The 17,398-nt window shown below is 73.0% G+C and carries 15 protein-coding genes and 1 pseudogene; 6 read left to right on the forward strand and 10 right to left on the reverse strand.

Annotation, left to right across the window (positions count from 1 at the left end; all coding sequences use genetic code 11):
* Positions 1-46: 46 nt before the first annotated feature.
* The 6 genes and pseudogenes from ACN267_RS17290 to rsmD all read right to left on the reverse strand — a co-directional run.
* Positions 47-997: pseudogene (locus ACN267_RS17290) on the reverse strand (phosphate acyltransferase PlsX); the annotation flags it as partial.
* 135 nt (positions 998-1,132) lie between these two features.
* Positions 1,133-1,306, reverse strand: coding sequence for a 50S ribosomal protein L32 (rpmF, locus tag ACN267_RS17295; RefSeq protein WP_088646032.1), 174 nt, complete (start codon positions 1,304-1,306; stop codon positions 1,133-1,135).
* A 5-nt stretch (positions 1,307-1,311) separates the two neighbouring features.
* Positions 1,312-1,875 carry a YceD family protein gene (locus ACN267_RS17300; protein ID WP_204956849.1) on the reverse strand — a complete coding sequence of 188 codons (564 nt, stop codon included), beginning with the start codon at positions 1,873-1,875 and terminating at the stop codon, positions 1,312-1,314.
* Between the two features lie 110 nt (positions 1,876-1,985).
* A complete protein-coding gene (locus ACN267_RS17305) occupies positions 1,986-2,483 on the reverse strand; it encodes a hypothetical protein (protein WP_204956848.1) in 498 nt (165 codons plus the stop codon).
* A gap of 171 nt (positions 2,484-2,654) precedes the next feature.
* A complete protein-coding gene (gene coaD, locus ACN267_RS17310; protein ID WP_088646035.1) occupies positions 2,655-3,140 on the reverse strand; it encodes a pantetheine-phosphate adenylyltransferase in 486 nt (161 codons plus the stop codon).
* On the reverse strand, positions 3,137-3,700 hold the full coding sequence (gene rsmD, locus ACN267_RS17315) for a 16S rRNA (guanine(966)-N(2))-methyltransferase RsmD (RefSeq protein WP_204956847.1): 564 nt from the start codon (positions 3,698-3,700) through the stop codon (positions 3,137-3,139). Before rsmD ends, coaD begins: the two co-directional genes overlap by 4 nt.
* 308 nt (positions 3,701-4,008) lie before the next feature.
* Between rsmD and ACN267_RS17320 the strand changes: the two genes are divergently transcribed.
* Positions 4,009-5,292, forward strand: coding sequence for a hypothetical protein (locus ACN267_RS17320; RefSeq protein WP_421489132.1), 1,284 nt, complete (start codon positions 4,009-4,011; stop codon positions 5,290-5,292).
* 517 nt (positions 5,293-5,809) lie between these two features.
* On the opposite strand, the gene recG is transcribed toward ACN267_RS17320, so the two are convergent.
* The gene (gene recG / locus ACN267_RS17325; protein WP_421489133.1) at positions 5,810-8,014 is read right to left on the reverse strand and encodes an ATP-dependent DNA helicase RecG; all 2,205 of its coding nucleotides are present in this window, start codon (positions 8,012-8,014) and stop codon (positions 5,810-5,812) included.
* On the reverse strand, positions 8,011-9,618 hold the full coding sequence (locus tag ACN267_RS17330; RefSeq protein WP_204956844.1) for a DAK2 domain-containing protein: 1,608 nt from the start codon (positions 9,616-9,618) through the stop codon (positions 8,011-8,013). The genes recG and ACN267_RS17330 overlap by 4 nt, the downstream gene beginning before the upstream one ends.
* A gap of 222 nt (positions 9,619-9,840) precedes the next feature.
* On the opposite strand from ACN267_RS17330, the gene rpmB reads away from it, so the two are divergent.
* Positions 9,841-10,032, forward strand: a complete 192-nt coding sequence (gene rpmB, locus ACN267_RS17335) for a 50S ribosomal protein L28 (protein WP_046569512.1) — start codon at positions 9,841-9,843, stop codon at positions 10,030-10,032.
* A 111-nt stretch (positions 10,033-10,143) separates the two neighbouring features.
* Complete coding sequence (locus ACN267_RS17340; RefSeq protein ID WP_421489134.1) at positions 10,144-11,397, forward strand: ATP-grasp domain-containing protein; 1,254 nt, start codon at positions 10,144-10,146, stop codon at positions 11,395-11,397.
* Between the two features lie 52 nt (positions 11,398-11,449).
* Here the strand turns inward: ACN267_RS17340 and ACN267_RS17345 are convergent, their stop codons facing one another.
* Positions 11,450-11,911 (reverse strand): GNAT family N-acetyltransferase, encoded by a 462-nt coding sequence (locus ACN267_RS17345; RefSeq protein ID WP_204956842.1) that lies wholly within the window; start codon positions 11,909-11,911, stop codon positions 11,450-11,452.
* A gap of 23 nt (positions 11,912-11,934) precedes the next feature.
* Positions 11,935-12,873: a thiamine-phosphate kinase gene (locus ACN267_RS17350; RefSeq protein ID WP_204956841.1), complete on the reverse strand. Its 939-nt coding sequence runs from the start codon at positions 12,871-12,873 to the stop codon at positions 11,935-11,937.
* A 122-nt stretch (positions 12,874-12,995) separates the two neighbouring features.
* Here ACN267_RS17350 and ACN267_RS17355 point away from each other — a divergent pair, with 122 nt between their 5' ends.
* From ACN267_RS17355 to ACN267_RS17365, 3 genes are all read left to right on the forward strand, one after another.
* Positions 12,996-13,229 (forward strand): Lrp/AsnC ligand binding domain-containing protein, encoded by a 234-nt coding sequence (locus ACN267_RS17355; protein WP_067305404.1) that lies wholly within the window; start codon positions 12,996-12,998, stop codon positions 13,227-13,229.
* Positions 13,230-13,904 carry a DUF3515 family protein gene (locus tag ACN267_RS17360; RefSeq protein ID WP_374760047.1) on the forward strand — a complete coding sequence of 225 codons (675 nt, stop codon included), beginning with the start codon at positions 13,230-13,232 and terminating at the stop codon, positions 13,902-13,904.
* A gap of 1,321 nt (positions 13,905-15,225) precedes the next feature.
* A complete protein-coding gene (locus ACN267_RS17365) occupies positions 15,226-17,361 on the forward strand; it encodes a hypothetical protein (protein WP_204956839.1) in 2,136 nt (711 codons plus the stop codon).
* Positions 17,362-17,398: the final 37 nt, after the last annotated feature.

A 17,398-nucleotide genomic window follows, 5' to 3' on the forward strand; every position in this document is an offset into this window, starting at 1 on the left:
GTCCGCTGTCCACGGCCACCCCGTGGACCCGGTCGGCGGCGGAACGGGTGGGGGCGTCCTCCCGCTCCGGGTCTGTTCCATCGTCTGCGGGAACGAGCGCGACCTGCTCCCGGACCTGGTCGGTGGCCCGGCGACGCCAGAGGTGGGCGGCCAGGGCGATACCGGAGGCGACGTCGTCCGGGGTGGCCGCGCCGTGGCAGACCACCACCGTCCCGGCGACCCCGAGCAGGGCCGCCGCCCGCGGCGCCCCGCCGCTGGCCGGTGGGCCCCCGGCCATCGCGTACGCCCCCTCGATGGCCTTGAGCAGGATGTTGCCGGTGAAGCCGTCGGTGACCACCACGTCGGCGCGGATGCCGGACGTCACGTCGTACCCCTCGACCAGGCCGACGTAGCGGGCGTCGCCGGGCAGCGCGGTGGCGGCGAGCAGGGGGTCGGCGGTGCGGCGCGGGCGGTCCCCCTTGCCGGCCTCGGTGCCGACCGAGAGCAGGCCGACCCGGGGGGCGGCGACGGCGTGGGCGACGGCGGCGTAGGCCGCGCCGAGCACGGCGTGCCGGGCCAGGGTGGCCGGGCGGGGTTCCAGCGAGCCGCCGACGTCGAGCAGCACCACCGGGCCGGAGACGGCCGGGAGCGTCGCCACCAGCGCGGGCCGGCGCACGTCGGGCCAGCGGCCGAAGCCGAGGGCGGCGGCGGAGACGGTGGCGCCGGTGGACCCGGCGGAGACGAGCGCGTCGGCGGCGCCGTCGCGGACGGCGGAGACGGCGGCCCGGACGGTGCTGTCGGCGCGGGGCGTGTGCTCGGTCGGCCCGGCGGCGGTACCGGTGGCGCGGATGGTGATCCGGGTCCGTTGCGCCGGGGTCAGGGCGTCGACGATCCCGGCCGCGACCTCGGTCGGGCCGACGAGCAGCAGGTGCAGGTCCGGGTCGGCCCGCACCGCCCGCAGAGCGCCGTCAACCACGACGGCGGGAGCATCGTCCCCGCCGAGGAGGTCAACGGCGATCCGCGCGGTGCCCGGCCCCCTCGTCGCGCCGGCCGGATCAGGCCGGACGGCATCGGAGGGGGCCGGAGCACCGGGCGATCGCCGGGGTGCGCGCGCCACCCGACCTGTGGTCGGGGGTGTCACTCGGCGTCCAGGTCAGACCTCGAGGACCTGGCGGCCGTTGTACGTGCCGCAGACGGAGCACGCCGCGTGCGGCAGCTTGGGGGACTTGCACTGCGGGCAGGCCACGGTCGCGACCACAGCCGCCTTCCAGTTCGCCCGGCGGGACCGGGTGTTGCTGCGCGACATCTTGCGCTTGGGGACGGCCACGGTTCCTACTCCTCTGTACGGTTCAGTTGCGACAGGCTCGCCCAACGCGGGTCGATCTGCTGGTGGCTGTGATCGGCCGGCAGATCGTCCCGGTGCACCCCGCATTCGGGGCACAGTCCCGGGCAGTCCTCCCGGCAGAGCGGGTTGGTCGGCAGCGTGAGCACCACCGCGTCCCGCAGCGCCGGCTCCAGGTCGATCAGATCGTCCTGCATCCGGCCCACCTCGTCCTCGTCGGTCGTGATGTCCGTGGTGCTGTTCTCGTACGCGTACAGCTCCTGGACGTTCACGGTCAACGAGTAGTCGATCGCGCGCAGGCAACGACCGCACTCGCCCTGGACGGGACCGGTCACGGTCCCGGAGACGAGCACGCCCTCGGACACCGACTCCAACCTCAGGTCGAGGTCGAGGTCCGCGCCCTCCGGCACGCCGATCAACTCCACGCCGAGGTCCGCCGGTGCCGGCACGACCCGCCGATGCGTACGCAACGCGCCAGGGCGACGCGGCAGGTCCCTCGTGTCGAGGACCAGCGGCGCCCTGGGGTTGAGTGATGAAGGCGAGTGTTTGGGCATAGTCAGACTCCGGCCGGTGAGAGGCCGACAAAAAAGGTTACCTGGGCGACCGCCGGGTCGTCGAACCGGGGGCGACGCCCGACCCGTCCGTCGGTGGGATGAGGTGCCGCTCAGAAGGGTAACGGGCGTTCCGCCTCGTCCCCACCGAAGGTGCCGATCTCCCGCAGCGCGTGCATCTTGTCCCGCCCGCGCTCGATCGAGGCCAGCGCCCGGGTGAGGAACTGCTCGAAGTTCGCCAGCGCGGTGTCGACGTAGTCGTCGACCTCCTCGCGCAGCCGCTGCGCCTCGGCGCGGGCCTCGGCGATGATCCGGGCCCCCTCGTGCTCGGCGGAGACGGTGATCTCGTTCACCGAGACCAGCCGGGCGTGTTCCGCCTCACCCTCGCTGATGATCCGGTCGGCCTCCCGCTTACCGGCCTCCATGATCTTGTCCCGCTCCTCCAGCAGGGCGGCGGCGCGGCGCAGGTCGGCGGGGAGGTCGGCGCGCATCTCGTCGAGAGCGGCGATCATCTCGCCCCGGTCGACCATGCAGTTGTTGCGCGACATCGGGACGGAGCGCGCCTGCTCCAGCACGCCGATCAGTTCGTCGATGCGATCGAGCGGGTCCACCGGTACCTCACCCCTGTCGTTCGTCTGCCGACCTACATGATGCGGCCTGCGCCCGACTTCGGCGCTGCACCACATGATGTCGTGCCCCGGCCACCACCGCCGCCACCACCCCGCCCCGACGCGCCGCCCGGTCCGCTGCGGCCCCGCCTCCGGCTGGCCGGGGGCGTACGGTCAGGGACGCGGGACGGTCAGCCGGGCCTGCAGCGCCCGGCGGACGGTGTCGGGCACGTGGGAGGAGATGTCGCCGCCCCACTTCGCCACGTCCTTGACCAGGCTGGAGGAGAGGAACGAGTAGAGCGGGTTCGTCGGCATGAACAGCGTCTCCACGCCCGCCAGGCCGATGTTCATCTGCGCCATCTGCAACTCGTAGTCGAAGTCGCTGACCGCCCGCAGGCCCTTGATCAGCACACTCGCCTCCTGCGCCCGGCAGAAGTCGACGAGCAGCCCCCGGAAGGACGCGACCCGGACGTTGCCGTACGAGGAGGTCACCTCGCGGAGCATGTCGATCCGCTCCTCGACGGTGAACAGACCGCTCTTGGACTGGTTCACCAGCACGCCGACGATCACCTCGTCGAAGAGCCGGCTGGCCCGTCCGATGATGTCGAGGTGGCCGTTGGTGACCGGGTCGAACGAGCCGGGACACACCGCACGTCTCATGATCGGCGACCGTACCAAAGAGTGGTCTCGCCGTAACGCCGGCTGCGCCCGGCAGTGATGCCCTGCACCCAGTCGACCGGGCCGCCCCGGGTGGACCGCTCGACCACCACCAGCGCGTCGGGGGCCAGCCAGTCGTGCTCCACCAGCCCGGTCAGCAGGGCGGTGATCTCGTCGTCCGGCACCGCGTACGGGGGGTCGGCGAAGACCACGTCGTACGGCGCGTCGCCGGGCCCGGCCGCGACCACCCCGGCCACCCTGCCGGTGACCAGCCGGGCGGCAGGGGCGGCCCGCAGCGCGGCGACGTTCTCCCGGATCACCCGGGCGGCGCGGGGGTCGGACTCGACGAGCAGCACGTGCGCCGCACCCCGGGACAACGCCTCCAGGCCGACCGCGCCGGAGCCGGCGTACAGGTCGGCGAAGCGTGCCCCGTCCAGGTCCACCTCGGCGCTGACGGCGCTGAACAGCGCCTCCCGGACCCGGTCGGAGGTCGGCCGGGTGCCGCCGCCGGCGGGTGCGGCGATCCGGCGTCCGCCGAGCGTGCCGGCCACGATCCGGGTCACGGTCTGCCCCTGTGCATGCCTGTGACGCTACGCGACGGGCAGCGCGGGCCGGCGACGCGGTGCACCCCGACCGGGTGACGGAGTGATCACTTCGGGTATATCAATGATCTCATATGCATAACAACACTCCGGGTGCCGGCTGTGCACTGTGTCCGTATCGACGGGCCCACTAGGGTCGGCCCGGTGCCGGTGCCGCTCCGCCGGCCAGGGCGCCGCACCGGCGTCGTCACGGCACTCCCAAATCCTGCCGTGACCCGGCAGACGCCACCCCCGCCGCGCCCTGACGCATCTTCACCCCGGGAGTACGCGTGATCCGTCCCCCGCTGTCGCCACGGCGACCGCTCGCCGTGACCGCCGCCGCGCTGGCCGGCCTGGCCACGGCCCTCGCCCTGACCGCCCCGGCGGGCGCCACCTCAGCCTCACCGTCGCCGACGGCCACGCCGACGGCGACCGCCACGCCGAGCGCGACGGCCACCACCCCGCCCGGCGGGGAGCCCGCGCCGTCCTGCGTCGCCGCCGCCGACGCGCGCTACACGCACACCTTCGACGGGCCGGCCGGCAAGGCGTCGATCACGCTGACCAACGGCCCGCTGTGCCGGGGTGAGGAGCAGGACCTGGCCCTGGTGTCGTACGTGACGCCGTCGGCGAAGTTCGCCGTCCCGCAGTACGTGCTCGACAAGTCGATCAAGAAGTTCACCGGGGTGGCCCCGGGCGAGCTGGGCGTGGCCACCCTCGACTTCGCCGTCGAGGTGCCCAACTGCTACACCCAGGTCGACTTCGTCTTCGGCAGCAAGCTGATCGACCCGCTGACCGACACCAGCGACCGGTACGGCGACCGCAAGGTCGGCAGCCCGAGCGGCATCGGCGCCCGCTCCACCGGCCCGAGCGCCTGGTACAACGGCGGCTCGGGCACCTGCTCGGCGGCACCGGAGGTGATCGCCGAGTCCGACTGCGACGGCAACGTCGAGCTGACCCTGGTCAACCGCAGCGGCAACGCCGAGGCGACCTTCGCCATCGTCGGCAGCGGCGGCTTCACCGAGAAGGTGACCGTCCCGCTCCGCAAGATCGAGACCCGCAAGCTCAGCGCCGGCGAGGCGCAGGAGATCACCGTCACCGCCCCCGGCATGAAGGACTTCACCGGCGGCTGGCAGAAGCCCGCCGACTGCCAGCAGCCCGAGGCCGGCACCCCCGACGCCAGCTACGAGTCGAGCTGCGACAAGATGACCTTCCGGATCAGCAACCCGGAGGACGGCACCCCGCTGACCTCGGTGTTCACCCCCAACAAGGGCGAGCCGAAGAAGCTCACCGTCGAGCCCGGCCGGACCGGGACGGTCAGCTTCCCGGCCAGCAAGGGGCTCACCGTCACCGTCACCGGTGACCTCGACTCCGGCGGCCCGCTGAAGTGGGAGCAGCCGAAGGACTGCCCGTCCACCGGCGGCGGCGGTGGTGGTGGCGGCGGCGACCAGGACGGTGGCCTCCCGGTGACCGGTGCGGCGGCCGGTGCCATCGCGGCCGGCGCGGCCACCCTGCTGGTGGCCGGCGCGGTGCTCTTCCTCGTCGCCCGACGTCGGCGGATCCGCTTCACCGTCTGACCGCAACACCGCTGACCCGCACCACGACGCAGGCGCGTGCCGACCGGATCGTCGGCACGCGCCTGCGTCGCTCTCTGGCCCCGGCGCGGAGCCGATTGGACGGAGCAGACGCGGTTGCCGACACCACGACCGCCAACCGCTCCAGCGCTACCGGGTACCTCGCGGGCACCAATAACCTCATGGGCGTCCTTTAGATCTGATGACGTTGACGATTCACCGCACGAACCGACCCGAAACCCACCGAAACGAACCGGACGGAGTGGACCCGACAGCCGCGAACTCCGAGACCGGGCAGGCTGCCACGGCTTGATGCGTCAACGTCATCAGCTCTAAAGGACGCGGATGAACCATGCTCCGCTGCCGTCACTCACCGAGCGCCGCCACCGCGCGCCACCGCCACCCCGCCCGCCAGACACCCGCAGCGGGTGCCGGCACGTCAGCACCCGTCCGACGACCCACCAGCGGCCCCTCGGCCACAGCGGGTCGTCACGCCGGAACCGGGACCGATCGGGGGCGGTCAGCCCTTCTCCAGGTACTCCGCGCGCTCCTCGTCGACCAGGGCGGCGACCGAGGCGGCCAACGCCGGGTGCCGCGAAAGCTCCGGGTCCTGGTCGACCAGGGTGACCGCCTCGGCCCGCGCGTCGCGGATCAGGTCGGCGTCGCGCAGCAGGGAGAGCAGCCGCAGGTGGGAACGGTGGCCGGACTGGGTCGCGCCCAGCACGTCGCCCTCCCGGCGCTGCTCCAGATCCAGCTCGGCCAGCTTGAACCCGTCGGTGGTGGAGGCGACCGCGTCCAGCCGTTCCCGCGCCGACGAGCCCTCGGCCGCCTCGCTGACCAGCAGGCACAGCCCGGGGGCCGACCCCCGGCCGACCCGGCCCCGGAGCTGGTGCAGCTGCGAGACGCCGAACCGGTCGGCGTCCAGCACGATCATCACGGTGGCGTTGGGTACGTTCACGCCGACCTCGACCACCGTGGTGGCGACCAGCACGTCGAGGTCGCCGTCGGCGAAGGACCGCATCACCGCGTCCTTCTCGTCGGCGGGCAGCCGGCCGTGCAGGACGCCGATCCGCAGCCCGTGCAGCGGCCCCTCGGCGAGCAGCGGCGCCACCTCGGTCACCGCCAGCGGTGGACGTCGACCGTTGTCGTCCTCGCGCGGTGGTTCCTCCTCGGCCGCCGGCCCCTCACCGATCCGCGGGCACACCACGTACGCCTGGTGGCCGGCGGTGACCTCCTCGCGGACCCGCCGCCAGGCCCGGTCCAGGAAGGCCGGTTTCTCCGCCACCGGCACCACGTGCGAGGCGATCGGGGAGCGCCCCTGCGGCAACTGGGACAGGGTGGAGGTCTCCAGGTCGCCGTAGACGGTCATCGCCACCGTGCGGGGGATCGGGGTGGCCGTCATGACCAGCACGTGCGGCGGCTGGTCGGCCTTGGCGCGCAGCGCGTCGCGCTGTTCCACGCCGAACCGGTGCTGCTCGTCGACCACCACCAGGCCCAGGTCGGCGAAGTCGACCCCCTCGTAGAGCAGGGCGTGGGTGCCGAGCACGATGCCGGCCCGCCCCTGCGCCACCTCGGCCAGCGCCCGCCGCCGGGCCGCCGCGCCCAGCGAGCCGGTGACCAGCTCCACCCGGGTCGCGTCGTCGGCCGCGCCCAGCTCACCGGCCTGCGCCAGCGGGCCGAGCAGGTCGAGCATGCCCCGGTGGTGCTGGGCGGCGAGCACCTCGGTCGGGGCCAGCAGCGCCGCCTGGCCGCCCGCGTCGACCACCTGGAGCATCGCCCGCAACGCCACCACCGTCTTGCCCGACCCGACCTCGCCCTGCAACAGCCGGTGCATCGGATGCGGGGTGGCCAGGTCGGCGGCGATCTCGACACCGACGTCGCGCTGCCCGGGGGTCAGCTCGTAGGGCAGCCGGGCGTCGAACGCGTCGAGCAGGCCACCCGCCTTCGCCGGGCGCGCCTTCGCCGGCCAGGACGCCGCCCGCAGCTTGCGCTGCACCAGGGTCAGCTGCACGGCGAACGCCTCGTCCCACTTGAGCCGGCGACGGGCCCGGTACAGCTCCTCCTTGCTGGACGGCCGGTGGATCTCGCGCAGTGCGGTGCCGATGCCGACCAGCTTCCGGTCGACCCGCAGCGACGTCGGCAACGGGTCGTCGGGCGGGGTGACGGTGTCCAGCACCACCCGGACACACCTGGCGATCACCCAGGTCGGCACGGCGGCGGCGGCCGGATAGACCGGGATCAGCGCCCCGGCGAACTCCTCGACCTCCTCGGAGGCCGCCACCTCGCCCTCGCCCCCCTCGCCGAGCAGCACGTACTCGGGGCCGTTGAGCTGCCGCCTGCCCCGGAACTCGGTGACCTTGCCGGCGAACAGCCCCCACCGACCCGGGCGCAGCTCGCGTTCCCGCCACGCCTGGTTGCCGAAGAACGTCAACGTCAGCGTCCCGCCGGAGTTGTCGCCGACGGTCACCTCCAGCAGGTTGCCCCGGCGCTGCCGCATCGGGCGCACCGCCGTGCGCTGCACCTGGGCCAGCACGGTGACCTGCTCACCGACGTCCAGCGAACGGATGTCGGTGTGTTCGCCGCGCTCGTCGTAGCGGCGCGGGAAGTGGTGCATCAGGTCACCTGCGGTGTGCAGGTCGAGATGACCGGCGAGCGCCTTGGCGGTCTTCTCCCCCACCAGCTTGGTCAGCGCGGTGTCCACCGTGGCCGGCTCGGACGTCGTCATTCGACCCCCACCAGGAGCGGATAGTGCGGTTGCCCACCCGGGTACGCCTGCACCTCGACGAAGGGCCAACGCCGGGCCACGTGCTCCCGGACCGCCTCGGCGAGCCCGGCCGGGGCGTCCGCGCCGGTGAGCAGGGTGACCAGCTCACCACCGCCGCCGAGCATCCGGTCGACCACGGCGGCGCAGGTGTCGACCAGGTCACTGCCGATCAGGTGGACCTCCCCCTCGACCAGGGCCAGCACGTCACCGGGGCGGCACGGGCCGGCCACGGTGAGCGCCTCCCGGCTGGCATGGCACACCTCGGCGTACCGGCAGGCACCGGCCGCCTCGGCCATCGCGATGACGTCGTCGGTGAAGCGGCGTTGCGGGTCGCGGACGGCGAGCGCGGCCAGCGCCTGCACCGGTGAACGGGTCGGCACCACGCTGACCTTCACCCCGAGCCGGTACGCCTCCCGGGCGGCGGCGTTCGCCACCGCCTGGGTGTTCGGGTCGTTGGGCAGGACCACCACCCGGGCGGCGGCGGTGGCCCGGATGGCGTCCAGCAGTTCGCCGGTGGACGGGTTGCCCGGCACCACCGTCGCCCCCTCCCCGCCGAGGAGGTCGGCGATGCCGACGCCTGTCGCGACCACCACGGCCGCCCGGCCGTCGGGGGCCGGCGGGGCCTGGTCGGCGAAACGGGTCACCGAGATCCGGTACGGCCGGCCGGCCGCCACCCCCGCCTCGACGGCCGCCCCCACGTCGTTGACGTGGACGTGGACGTTCCAGGTGGTGGACCCGGTGGGTGAGCCGTCGTCGCCGACCACCACCAGCGAGTCGCCCAGGGTGGCCAGTTCGGCGCGCAACCGGCTCACCGCCTCGGGCGGGGCGTCGAGCAGGAACTGCACCTCGTAGGCGTACTCGGGGGAACCGGTCTCCCGGACGACGGTCGACGCCGGGCGCACCGGGCGGGCCACCGGCGGCGGCCCGGGCGGGGCCTCCCCGGTGACCACCTCGACCAGCGCGTCGAGCAGCAGGCAGAGCCCCCGGCCACCGGCGTCGACCACCCCGGCGCGGGCCAGCGCGGGCAACTGCTCGGGGGTGCGGGCCAGGGCGCGGGCGGCCTCCCCGGCGGCGGCCCGGACCACGGTGCGCAGGTCGTCGCTGTCGGCCCGTTCGGCGGCGGTCGCGGCGGCGGCGGCCACGCTGAGCACGGTGCCCTCGACCGGCTGGGCGACCGCGGCGTAGGCGGCGGTGCTGGCGGCGCGCAGCGCGGCGGCCAGCGCCCGGCCGGCGACGGTGGGCACCACCCCGAGGGCGTCGGCGAGGCCGCGCAGCAGCTGCGAGAGGATCACCCCGGAGTTGCCCCGCGCACCGAGCAGCGCACCCCGGGCCATCAGCCGCAGCGCCCGCCCGTGCGCGGTCGGGCCGTCCTCGGGCAGGGTGCCGGGTTCCATCGTCAGCGCCTGCTGGGCAGAGGTGAGGGTGAGCACGAGGTTGGTGCCGGTGTCCCCGTCGGGCACAGGGTAGACGTTCAGCTCGTCGATCTCGCCCTGGTGCCGGCGCAGCGCGGCGAGACCGCTCGCGCACCAGCGGCGTACCGCGGCGGCGTCGAGGGTGTCCAGCACGGCCAGAAGCCTACTGGCGGCGACCGACACCCGCCGGGGTCGGCTGGCGTGTCCCGGTCCGGTTCGGGCGTGACGTCCCGGTCCGGGGTGGCCGACCGGGCCGGGCGGCGGGGGCCGGGACGGGCGGTTGGTCCTGCCCGGAGTGCATCGGGTACCCTGGCCAGGTTGTCCGGGCAGCGCCTGCCGGCGACCTCATGAACGTATCAATCTCAGGAGTATCCCGTGGCTAGCGTGTGCGACGTCTGTGGCAAGGGGCCGGGCTTCGGCCACAACGTGCCCTGGTCCAAGAAGAAGACCAACCGCCGCTGGAACCCGAACATCCAGTCGGTGCGTACCCCGGCCGGTGGGGGCACCACCAAGAAGCTCCAGGTCTGCACCTCGTGCATCAAGGCCGGCAAGGTCACCCGCGCCTGACCTGGCGACGCCTCCACCGCCCCAGCTCCGATCAGTACCGGCGGGCCTTGCGGCCCGCCGGTACTGTCGTGTCCCCGCAATCCGGTGGCCGACCCGTACGGAGGACGACCGTTGGACCTCGACCTGGGCCGCGACGAGATGATCGTCGTGGGCGCCTCGCTCGGCATGCTGCACTGGTTCGCCGAGGAGTTGCCGCCGGGCAGCGTGGTGCTCGTCGAGGAGCCGGAGATCATCGCCCGGCGGAACCTCACCACGACGGCCGCCCGGCTGCCGGTGGTCTCCCGGGTGGTGCCCGCCCGCTACCAGACCGGCCTGGACGTCGACGAGCTGCTCGCCGGTGAGCCGGGGCTGGCCTCCGCCCGGCTGGTGATGCCCGGCCTGGAGTACGCGGTCGGGGCCACCGCCCGGCTCGCCGAACGGCTGGGCCTGCCCGGTGCCGGATCGCACGCCGCCGACGTCTTCTCCGACAAGCACCGGATGCGCCTGCTGGCCGACCGGGCCGGGCTGGCCAATCCGGCGTACGAGCTGGTCGGCTCCCCGCAGGAGGCGGCGGCGTTCGCGGCCCGGTTCGGTGGCCGGTGCGTGTTGAAGCCGACCCGTCGCTCCGGCAGCCTCGGCGTGCAACTGGTCGACGCCGCCGACGACGTGGCGGCGGCCTGGTCGGCGACCGCCGCCCCGGAGGCACCGGTGGAGGCGGCCACCGACCTGCCCACCGAGGTGCTTGTCGAGCAGACCCTGTTCGGTCCGGAGTACAGCGTCGAACTGCTGGTCGCCGACGGCGAGGTGTGTTTCGGCAACGTCACCGACAAGCGGGTGCTGCCCGGTCGCCGCCCGGTGGAGACCGGGCACACGGTCCCCTCGGCGCTGCCGGCGGACGGCCGCGCGGAACTCGTCGCGGCGGCCACCCGGCTGGCGGCGGCGGCCGGCTTCGGCAGCGGTGTGCTGCACAGCGAGTGGATCGTCGCCGACGGGGTGCCGACGCTGGTGGAGTGCGCCGCCCGGCTGCCCGGCGACATGATCGCCGCGCTGATCTCGGTGGCGTACGAGTGCAGTTTCATCGACGCCTACCTGCGGACGCTGCGCGGCGAGCGGCCCCGGCTGCCGGCCCGGCCGTCCGGGGCGGCGGCGGTGGAGTTCCTGCTGCCGCCGCCGGGGACGCTGACCGCGGTCGACGGGCTGCGCGACGCCCGCCGGGTGTCCGGCGTCCTCGCCGTGCAGCTCGACGTGGCCGTCGGGGACCGGGTCGGCGAGGTCACCTCGTCGGTACGCCGGGGCGGGCACGTGCTGGCCTGGGGCGTCGACCCGGCCGAGGCGGCGGCCACCGCCCGCGCCGGCGCCGACCGGCTCCGGTTCACCGTCGCCTGACGCCGCCGCACCGGCCGGGTGAATCCGGATTCACCCGGCCCCGGCGGGCGGGTCAGAGTGTCTGGCCGAACGACAGGCAGCCGGGGGCGTCGGCGTAGTAGCCGAAGTTGGCGATCCGCTCGTACCCCGCCGAGGTGTAGAGGGCGACCGCCTCGGGTTGCCGGTCACCGCACTCCAGGATGACCCGCTCGCGCCCGTGCCGACGGGCCGACTCCTCGATGGCGGCGAGCAGGGCGCGGGCCACCCCGCGTCCCCGCACGACCGGGGTGGTGTACATCCGCTTCAGCTCGGCGGCGTCCGCGCCGTGGCTGCGCCACCCCGCACAGCCGACCGGCTCGCCGTCGAGGTGGGCGACGAGGAATTCGCCGTGCGGCGGGACGAACTCGGTGGGGTCGACGGGGGTCTCGTCGCCGCTGCCGCCGTAGCGGACGCCCAGGTCGGCCATTGTCGCCCGGATGAGCGTCTGGGCCACCGGCGCGTCGAAGCCCACCGGCCGGATCTCGATCTCACTCACGGGGTGAAGGGTACGACCGCCCCTTACCGGAAGTGGTCCCAGCCGGCCGGTCCGTCGTACGCGTCACCATCGACTGTCACCCCGCCGCCCTCGACCACCAGGCCCACCGCGCGCCACGGGGGCGGCAACGCCACCGTCGGGGGGAAGGTGGCGGCCAGGGCGTGATCGTCGCCACCGGCCAGGATCCAGGTGTACGGGTCGACGCCGAGCGCCTGGGCGGCGTCCCGCATCTGCGGGGGTACCTCGAAGGCGTCCCGGCGCAGGTCGACACCGACACCGCTGGCCTTCGCCAGGTGCCCCAGGTCGGCCAGCAACCCGTCCGACACGTCGATCATGGCGGTGACGCCGAGCCGGGCGGCCTCCGGTCCGGCCGGGTAGGGCACCTCCGGCCGCCGGTACGCCTCGACCAGCACCCGGGGGGTGCGGAACCCACGGGAGAGCACGGTCAGCCCGGCGGCGGCCCAGCCGGTGCGGCCGGCGAGCGCCACCACGTCACCCGGCCGGGCGCCGGAGCGGACCACCGGGGCCCGACCCGCCAGGTCGCCGAGGGCGGTCACCGCGATGGTCAGGGTGGGGCTGGCGGACATGTCCCCACCGACCACCCCCGCGTCGACCAGTGCCGCCTCGGCGGCCAGCCCGTCGGCCAACTCCTCCACCCAGGCGGTGTCCAGGTCGGCGGGGATGCAGAGGGCGACCAGCAGGGCGGTGGGGGTGGCCCCCATGGCGGCGATGTCGGCAAGGTTGGCCGCCGCCGCCCGGTGCCCGACGTCCCGCGCGCCCGACCAGTCCCGCCGGAAGTGCCGCCCCTCGACCAGCACGTCGGTGGAGGCGACCACCCGCCGGTCGCCGGCGGCCACCACGGCGGCGTCGTCGCCCGGCCCGAGCAGGCAGAACGATCCGTACGTCAGCCGGGCGGTCACCCGGTCGATGAGGCCGAACTCGCCCACGTCCGCGACACCCATGTCTTCCTTCCGACACGCTCGCTAGCTGCTTGACCTCGACCACCGATAGGGATCACGCCTGCTCCGTAGGGTATTTTCACCCTTCGGGCCGCCCCTGGGCGGCGACGGACGGAGGTCGAGTCGTGGTACAGGCGTACATCCTCATCCAGACCGAGGTGGGCCGGGCGCGGGACGTGGCCGGTCTGATCGCGGACCTTACCGGCGTGGTACGCGTCGACGCCGTCACCGGGCCGTACGACGTGGTCGTCCTCACCGAGGCGAACACCGTCGACGAGCTCGGCAAACTGATCGTCAGCAACGTGCAGATGGTGCCCGGCATCACCCGCACCCTCACGTGTTCGGTGGTGCGCCTGTAAGTGGACGAGAAGACCTCCTCCCCCGAGATCCCGACCGACGCCGTGCCCAGCACCGAGCAGACCAGCACCGAGCGGGCCAGCACCGGTGCACCCACCACCGACCGGCCTGCGGCGGACCGGTCGACCCGGCGGGCCGCGTTGTGGGCCACCCTGGTCGCCGTGCCGGTGACGGTGGCCGTGGCCGGCTTCACCTTCGCCCAGTTGTCCCCGGACACCCCTGTCGCCGCGCCGAGCGCGTCGCCGACCAGCCTGCGCCCCCAGTCCGGCGCCCCGGTCGAGATGGCCGCCCCGGCGCTGGCCGAGCGCCCCGGGGTGGTGTGCCGGGCGTTGGTCTCGCAGTTGCCGGCCACCGTCCGGGAGCTCGCCCAGCGCCCGGTCACGGCCGGTGCCGAGCAGAACGCCGCCTACGGCGATCCGGCGTTGACCGTCGCCTGCGGTGTCCCTGAGCCGACCGTGGACGCCACCGCCGACGTGTGGACCGTCAACGGGGTCTGCTGGTACGCCGACGAGCGGTCGGACGCCACCGTGCTCACCACGCTCGACCGGGAGACGGCGGTCACGGTGACGGTGCCCCGGGCGTACGAGGGGCCGTTGCAGTGGCTCACCCCGGTCTCCGACGCGGTGGTCGCATCCGTGCCGTCCGGCGGCGACAGCCCGTCCGGGTGCCGACGCTGAGGTTCCCCTCCGCCCGACCGGGCTCCGGCCCGTGCCCGCCCCACCCGACCGGACCGGGGTGACGGCGACCCGACGGTCCGGACAATCGTGCGCCGGCACCGATGATCTGATCCTCCGTACCTGCGGCTGACCGTGGGTGGCGAAGCGGTGGGTGTGCTCGCCACGGTCGGCGGCGTCGCCGTGCAGGCGTGGCTCTCCCGGATCGTCCGGGCCGAGGAGCAGGGCACCGTGCAGGGGGCGTTGACCGGGATGGGTGCCGCCGCCGAGTGGTGCCGGTCCTGGCCGGCGCGGTGTTCGCCTGGTCGCTGTCCCACGCGTCGCCGGGCCTGGTCCTCGCCGGGGCGGACAGCCGGGCGGCCGGGCCCGGACGAAACTGCACGGCCGATGGCGTCGGGCCCTCTCCACCGCGCCGCCGAGTGGGACCGCGCCGGAGGATGCGCCGATCCGCCGTCTGGCGTTTTGTCCCGGCACCACCGTCGACTCAGGACGCGCACATCCACTCCTGCATTTGCGCCCCGTGGAAGTTCCACGAAACCGATCGGATAGTAAAACGATTTGGCCCGGACGGTGTTGATAGGGGAGACAGCGGACGGCTTCCGGTGACCGGCAATGGGCAACTCCTGAGGCTGGGAACCGCTTCCGCCGAAACTGGCTGATTCGAGGGTCAGCGCCGTGGTATTCGCCATTTCCGTACGGGTTAACCCGCCGTCCCGGCTGCGGAAACTCAACATTCTCCACGATGTGCCGTCGATCAAGCGATTGCCCGACAAAAGGCACGTCCCACCCCCGGCCCACCCCCGTGAAGGTGCTCTGAACTGGGAAAACGGCGATCATTCCCGGCCCCGGCCCACCCCGTGCCGACCGCGCGGGGCACCGTCAACCGAAGGGATGGTCGGGTAATCGGCTGATCGGCGGGCCAGCATGGACTGATCGGCCACTCTTACCGCACCTCAATTGCCGCAGCCGGAGCGAATGGCTGAGGTTCGCCCGGTTCCGCACCCGCCCACGGTCCACATTCTGGCCACGGCCGGCTTCACGCGTGTGAAGTGAACGTGAATGAGGTGTTTCGGCTCCTCCGGAAAAGAGCACGTCAACACACCAGGAACCGACCAGCAACACCATCAAGATCAACCAAAAGCGCGTTACCGGAAGTCACCTCCGGACGAACGGCACTAACACCCGACCCCGCTTGCGTCAATGCTCCACATACGACAGGATCATGCGCGGAATCCGCACCAACAATTGCTAGCCTTCGATGGCAACCCCGTCGTCCATACAGGACCGGCGGCATTGTTCACATCTCCTCATCGGAGGTCACCACATGGTCCACACCGGACCTAAGCGCCGTCGCGCGAACCGATTCGCCCTCGCCGGGCTGACCGCACTCACGGTCCTGCTCGGCACCCAGACCCCGGGCCTCGCCCAGCCGCCGACCGCGCCGCGCACGCTGGCCCAGCCGCCGAGCGCACCCGGCCTCGGCCAGGTGGCGAGCAAGAAGGAGGCCCGGCCCGGCCCGCTGCCCACCCGGGCCGGCACCGTCAAGGTCGCCCCGTCCCCGACGGGTGCCCGCAGCGGCGGCGTGGGCACCCAGGCGATCAACGACAAGGTCGCGCTGAAGGCGCTGATCCTGGCCACCGACCCGGCGGACTTCGGCGTGGCCACGCTCACCACCACCCTCAACCGGATCGGTGCGGGCTACGACATCCTCTACACCACCACCCAGACGCTCTCGGCGAACACGCTCGTCGACGGCAACGGGGTGGGCAAGTACAACGCGGTCCTGCTCACCAACAGCATGCAGCTCTACGAGTCGGGCGGTAACTACCTCAGCGGCCTGACCAGCACGGAGTGGAACACCCTCTGGGCCTACGAGCGCAACTTCGAGGTGCGTCAGGTCGCCCTCTACACCAGCTACGGCACCTGGCCGGAGGACTACTGCCTCGACTCCGCCGGGGAGGGCGCGGTCGGTGAGACCCCGCTGCCCGTCTCGCTGACCAGCAGCGGCGCGGCGGTCTTCGACTACCTCAAGAGCACCGCCCAGATCCCGATCACCCAGTCGTACGTCTACCGCACCTCGATCCGGGCCGGCTGCAACGCCCAGGCCCTGATGACCAACGGGTCCGACGTGCTGGCCGTACGCACCACCTCGACCGACGGCCGGGAGCGGATCGCGCTGACCTTCACCGCCAACCAGTACCTGCTCCACGCGGACCTGCTGGTCTACGGCCTGTTCCGGTGGGCGACCAAGGGCCTGTTCCTCGGTGAGCAGAAGCACCACCTCAACGTCGACATCGACGACTGGTTCGCCGCCTCGGCCCACTACATGGACGATGGCACCGTCGACTACGGCCCCGCGATCCGGGTCACCGGGCACGACGCGGTCAACCTCGACGCGAAGCAGACCGCGCTGCGCACCGCGCACCCGCTGGCCTCGGGCTTCACCGTCAACATCCCCTACAACGGCGCCCAGATCGACCCGTTCGCCGGCAACACGTGCAGCCCGAACGGCGACGCCAACACCCTCACCGCCACCACCAAGTGCCTCAAGAACAACTTCCGGTGGATCAACCACACGTTGAACCACCCCGCGCTGAACACCACGGACTACGCCACCAACCACGAAGAGATCTCCGAGAACCTGACCGCTGGCACCGCCATCGGGCTGACCCCCCCGGCCACCGTGCTCAAGACCCCCGAGTACTCAGGTCTCGGCGTCTACAACAACTCGAGCGGGGTGCTCACCGACCACGGCCTCGCCGCGTCCAACCCGGACCTGATCGAGGCGGCGGCGGATCTCGGCGTCGACACGGTCGCCGGCAACATGTCGTTCGCCAGCCACGTGCCGGCGAACTTCAACGGGTCGACGCCGCACCCGCTGGACCCGAGCATCGTGGTGGTGCCGTGCTGGCCGACGAACATCGCCTACCACACCACCAACCCGGCGGAGGAGGCGCACTTCTACAACTCCTTCTACGGCCCGAACGGCGCCTTCCCGTACTGGCCCACCGACCGCACGTACGCCCAGGTCCTGGACTACGAGTCCACCGTGGGCCTGCAGCACGTGTCGTCGGGCTCGATCTACTCGCACACGTTCCACATCGCCAACGTGCGTGACTACGGCTCGGGCAACACCCTGCTCACCGACTGGGTCGACGCCGTGCTGACCAAGTACGACTCGTTCTATTCGGTGCCGCTGCTCAACTCGGCGTGGACCGACATCGCCGCCTACAGCAGGGCACGGACGGCCCACTTCGCGGCGCTGACCGCCGGGGCGTCGGCGATCTACGACCGGACCACCGGGGAGATCACGGTGAGCTCGCCGGCCGCCGGCTCGCTGCAACTGGGCGGCGTCGCCGCGACCACCACCGGTGCCGGCACCTACGGCACCGACGTCACCGTGCCGGTGACGCTGGCGGCCAACACCGCCGTGACGTTCAACGCCGCTCCCCGTCCGTAGCGCGGACAGCGGCTCAGACAAGCACAGAGGAACGGGG

Source organism: Micromonospora sp. WMMD734 (assembly GCF_049178975.1).
Lineage (GTDB): Bacteria > Actinomycetota > Actinomycetes > Mycobacteriales > Micromonosporaceae > Micromonospora > Micromonospora wenchangensis.

Bases quoted from the DNA above. Each gene is read 5' to 3' on its own strand.
- ACN267_RS17300 (WP_204956849.1), bottom strand. From the start codon at position 1,875: ATGCCCAAACACTCGCCTTCATCACTCAACCCCAGGGCGCCGCTGGTC.
- coaD (WP_088646035.1), bottom strand. From the start codon at position 3,140: ATGAGACGTGCGGTGTGTCCCGGCTCGTTCGACCCGGTCACCAACGGC.
- recG (WP_421489133.1), bottom strand. From the start codon at position 8,014: ATGACGACGTCCGAGCCGGCCACGGTGGACACCGCGCTGACCAAGCTG.
- ACN267_RS17350 (WP_204956841.1), bottom strand. From the start codon at position 12,873: ATGGGTGTCGCGGACGTGGGCGAGTTCGGCCTCATCGACCGGGTGACC.
- ACN267_RS17365 (WP_204956839.1), top strand. From the start codon at position 15,226: ATGGTCCACACCGGACCTAAGCGCCGTCGCGCGAACCGATTCGCCCTC.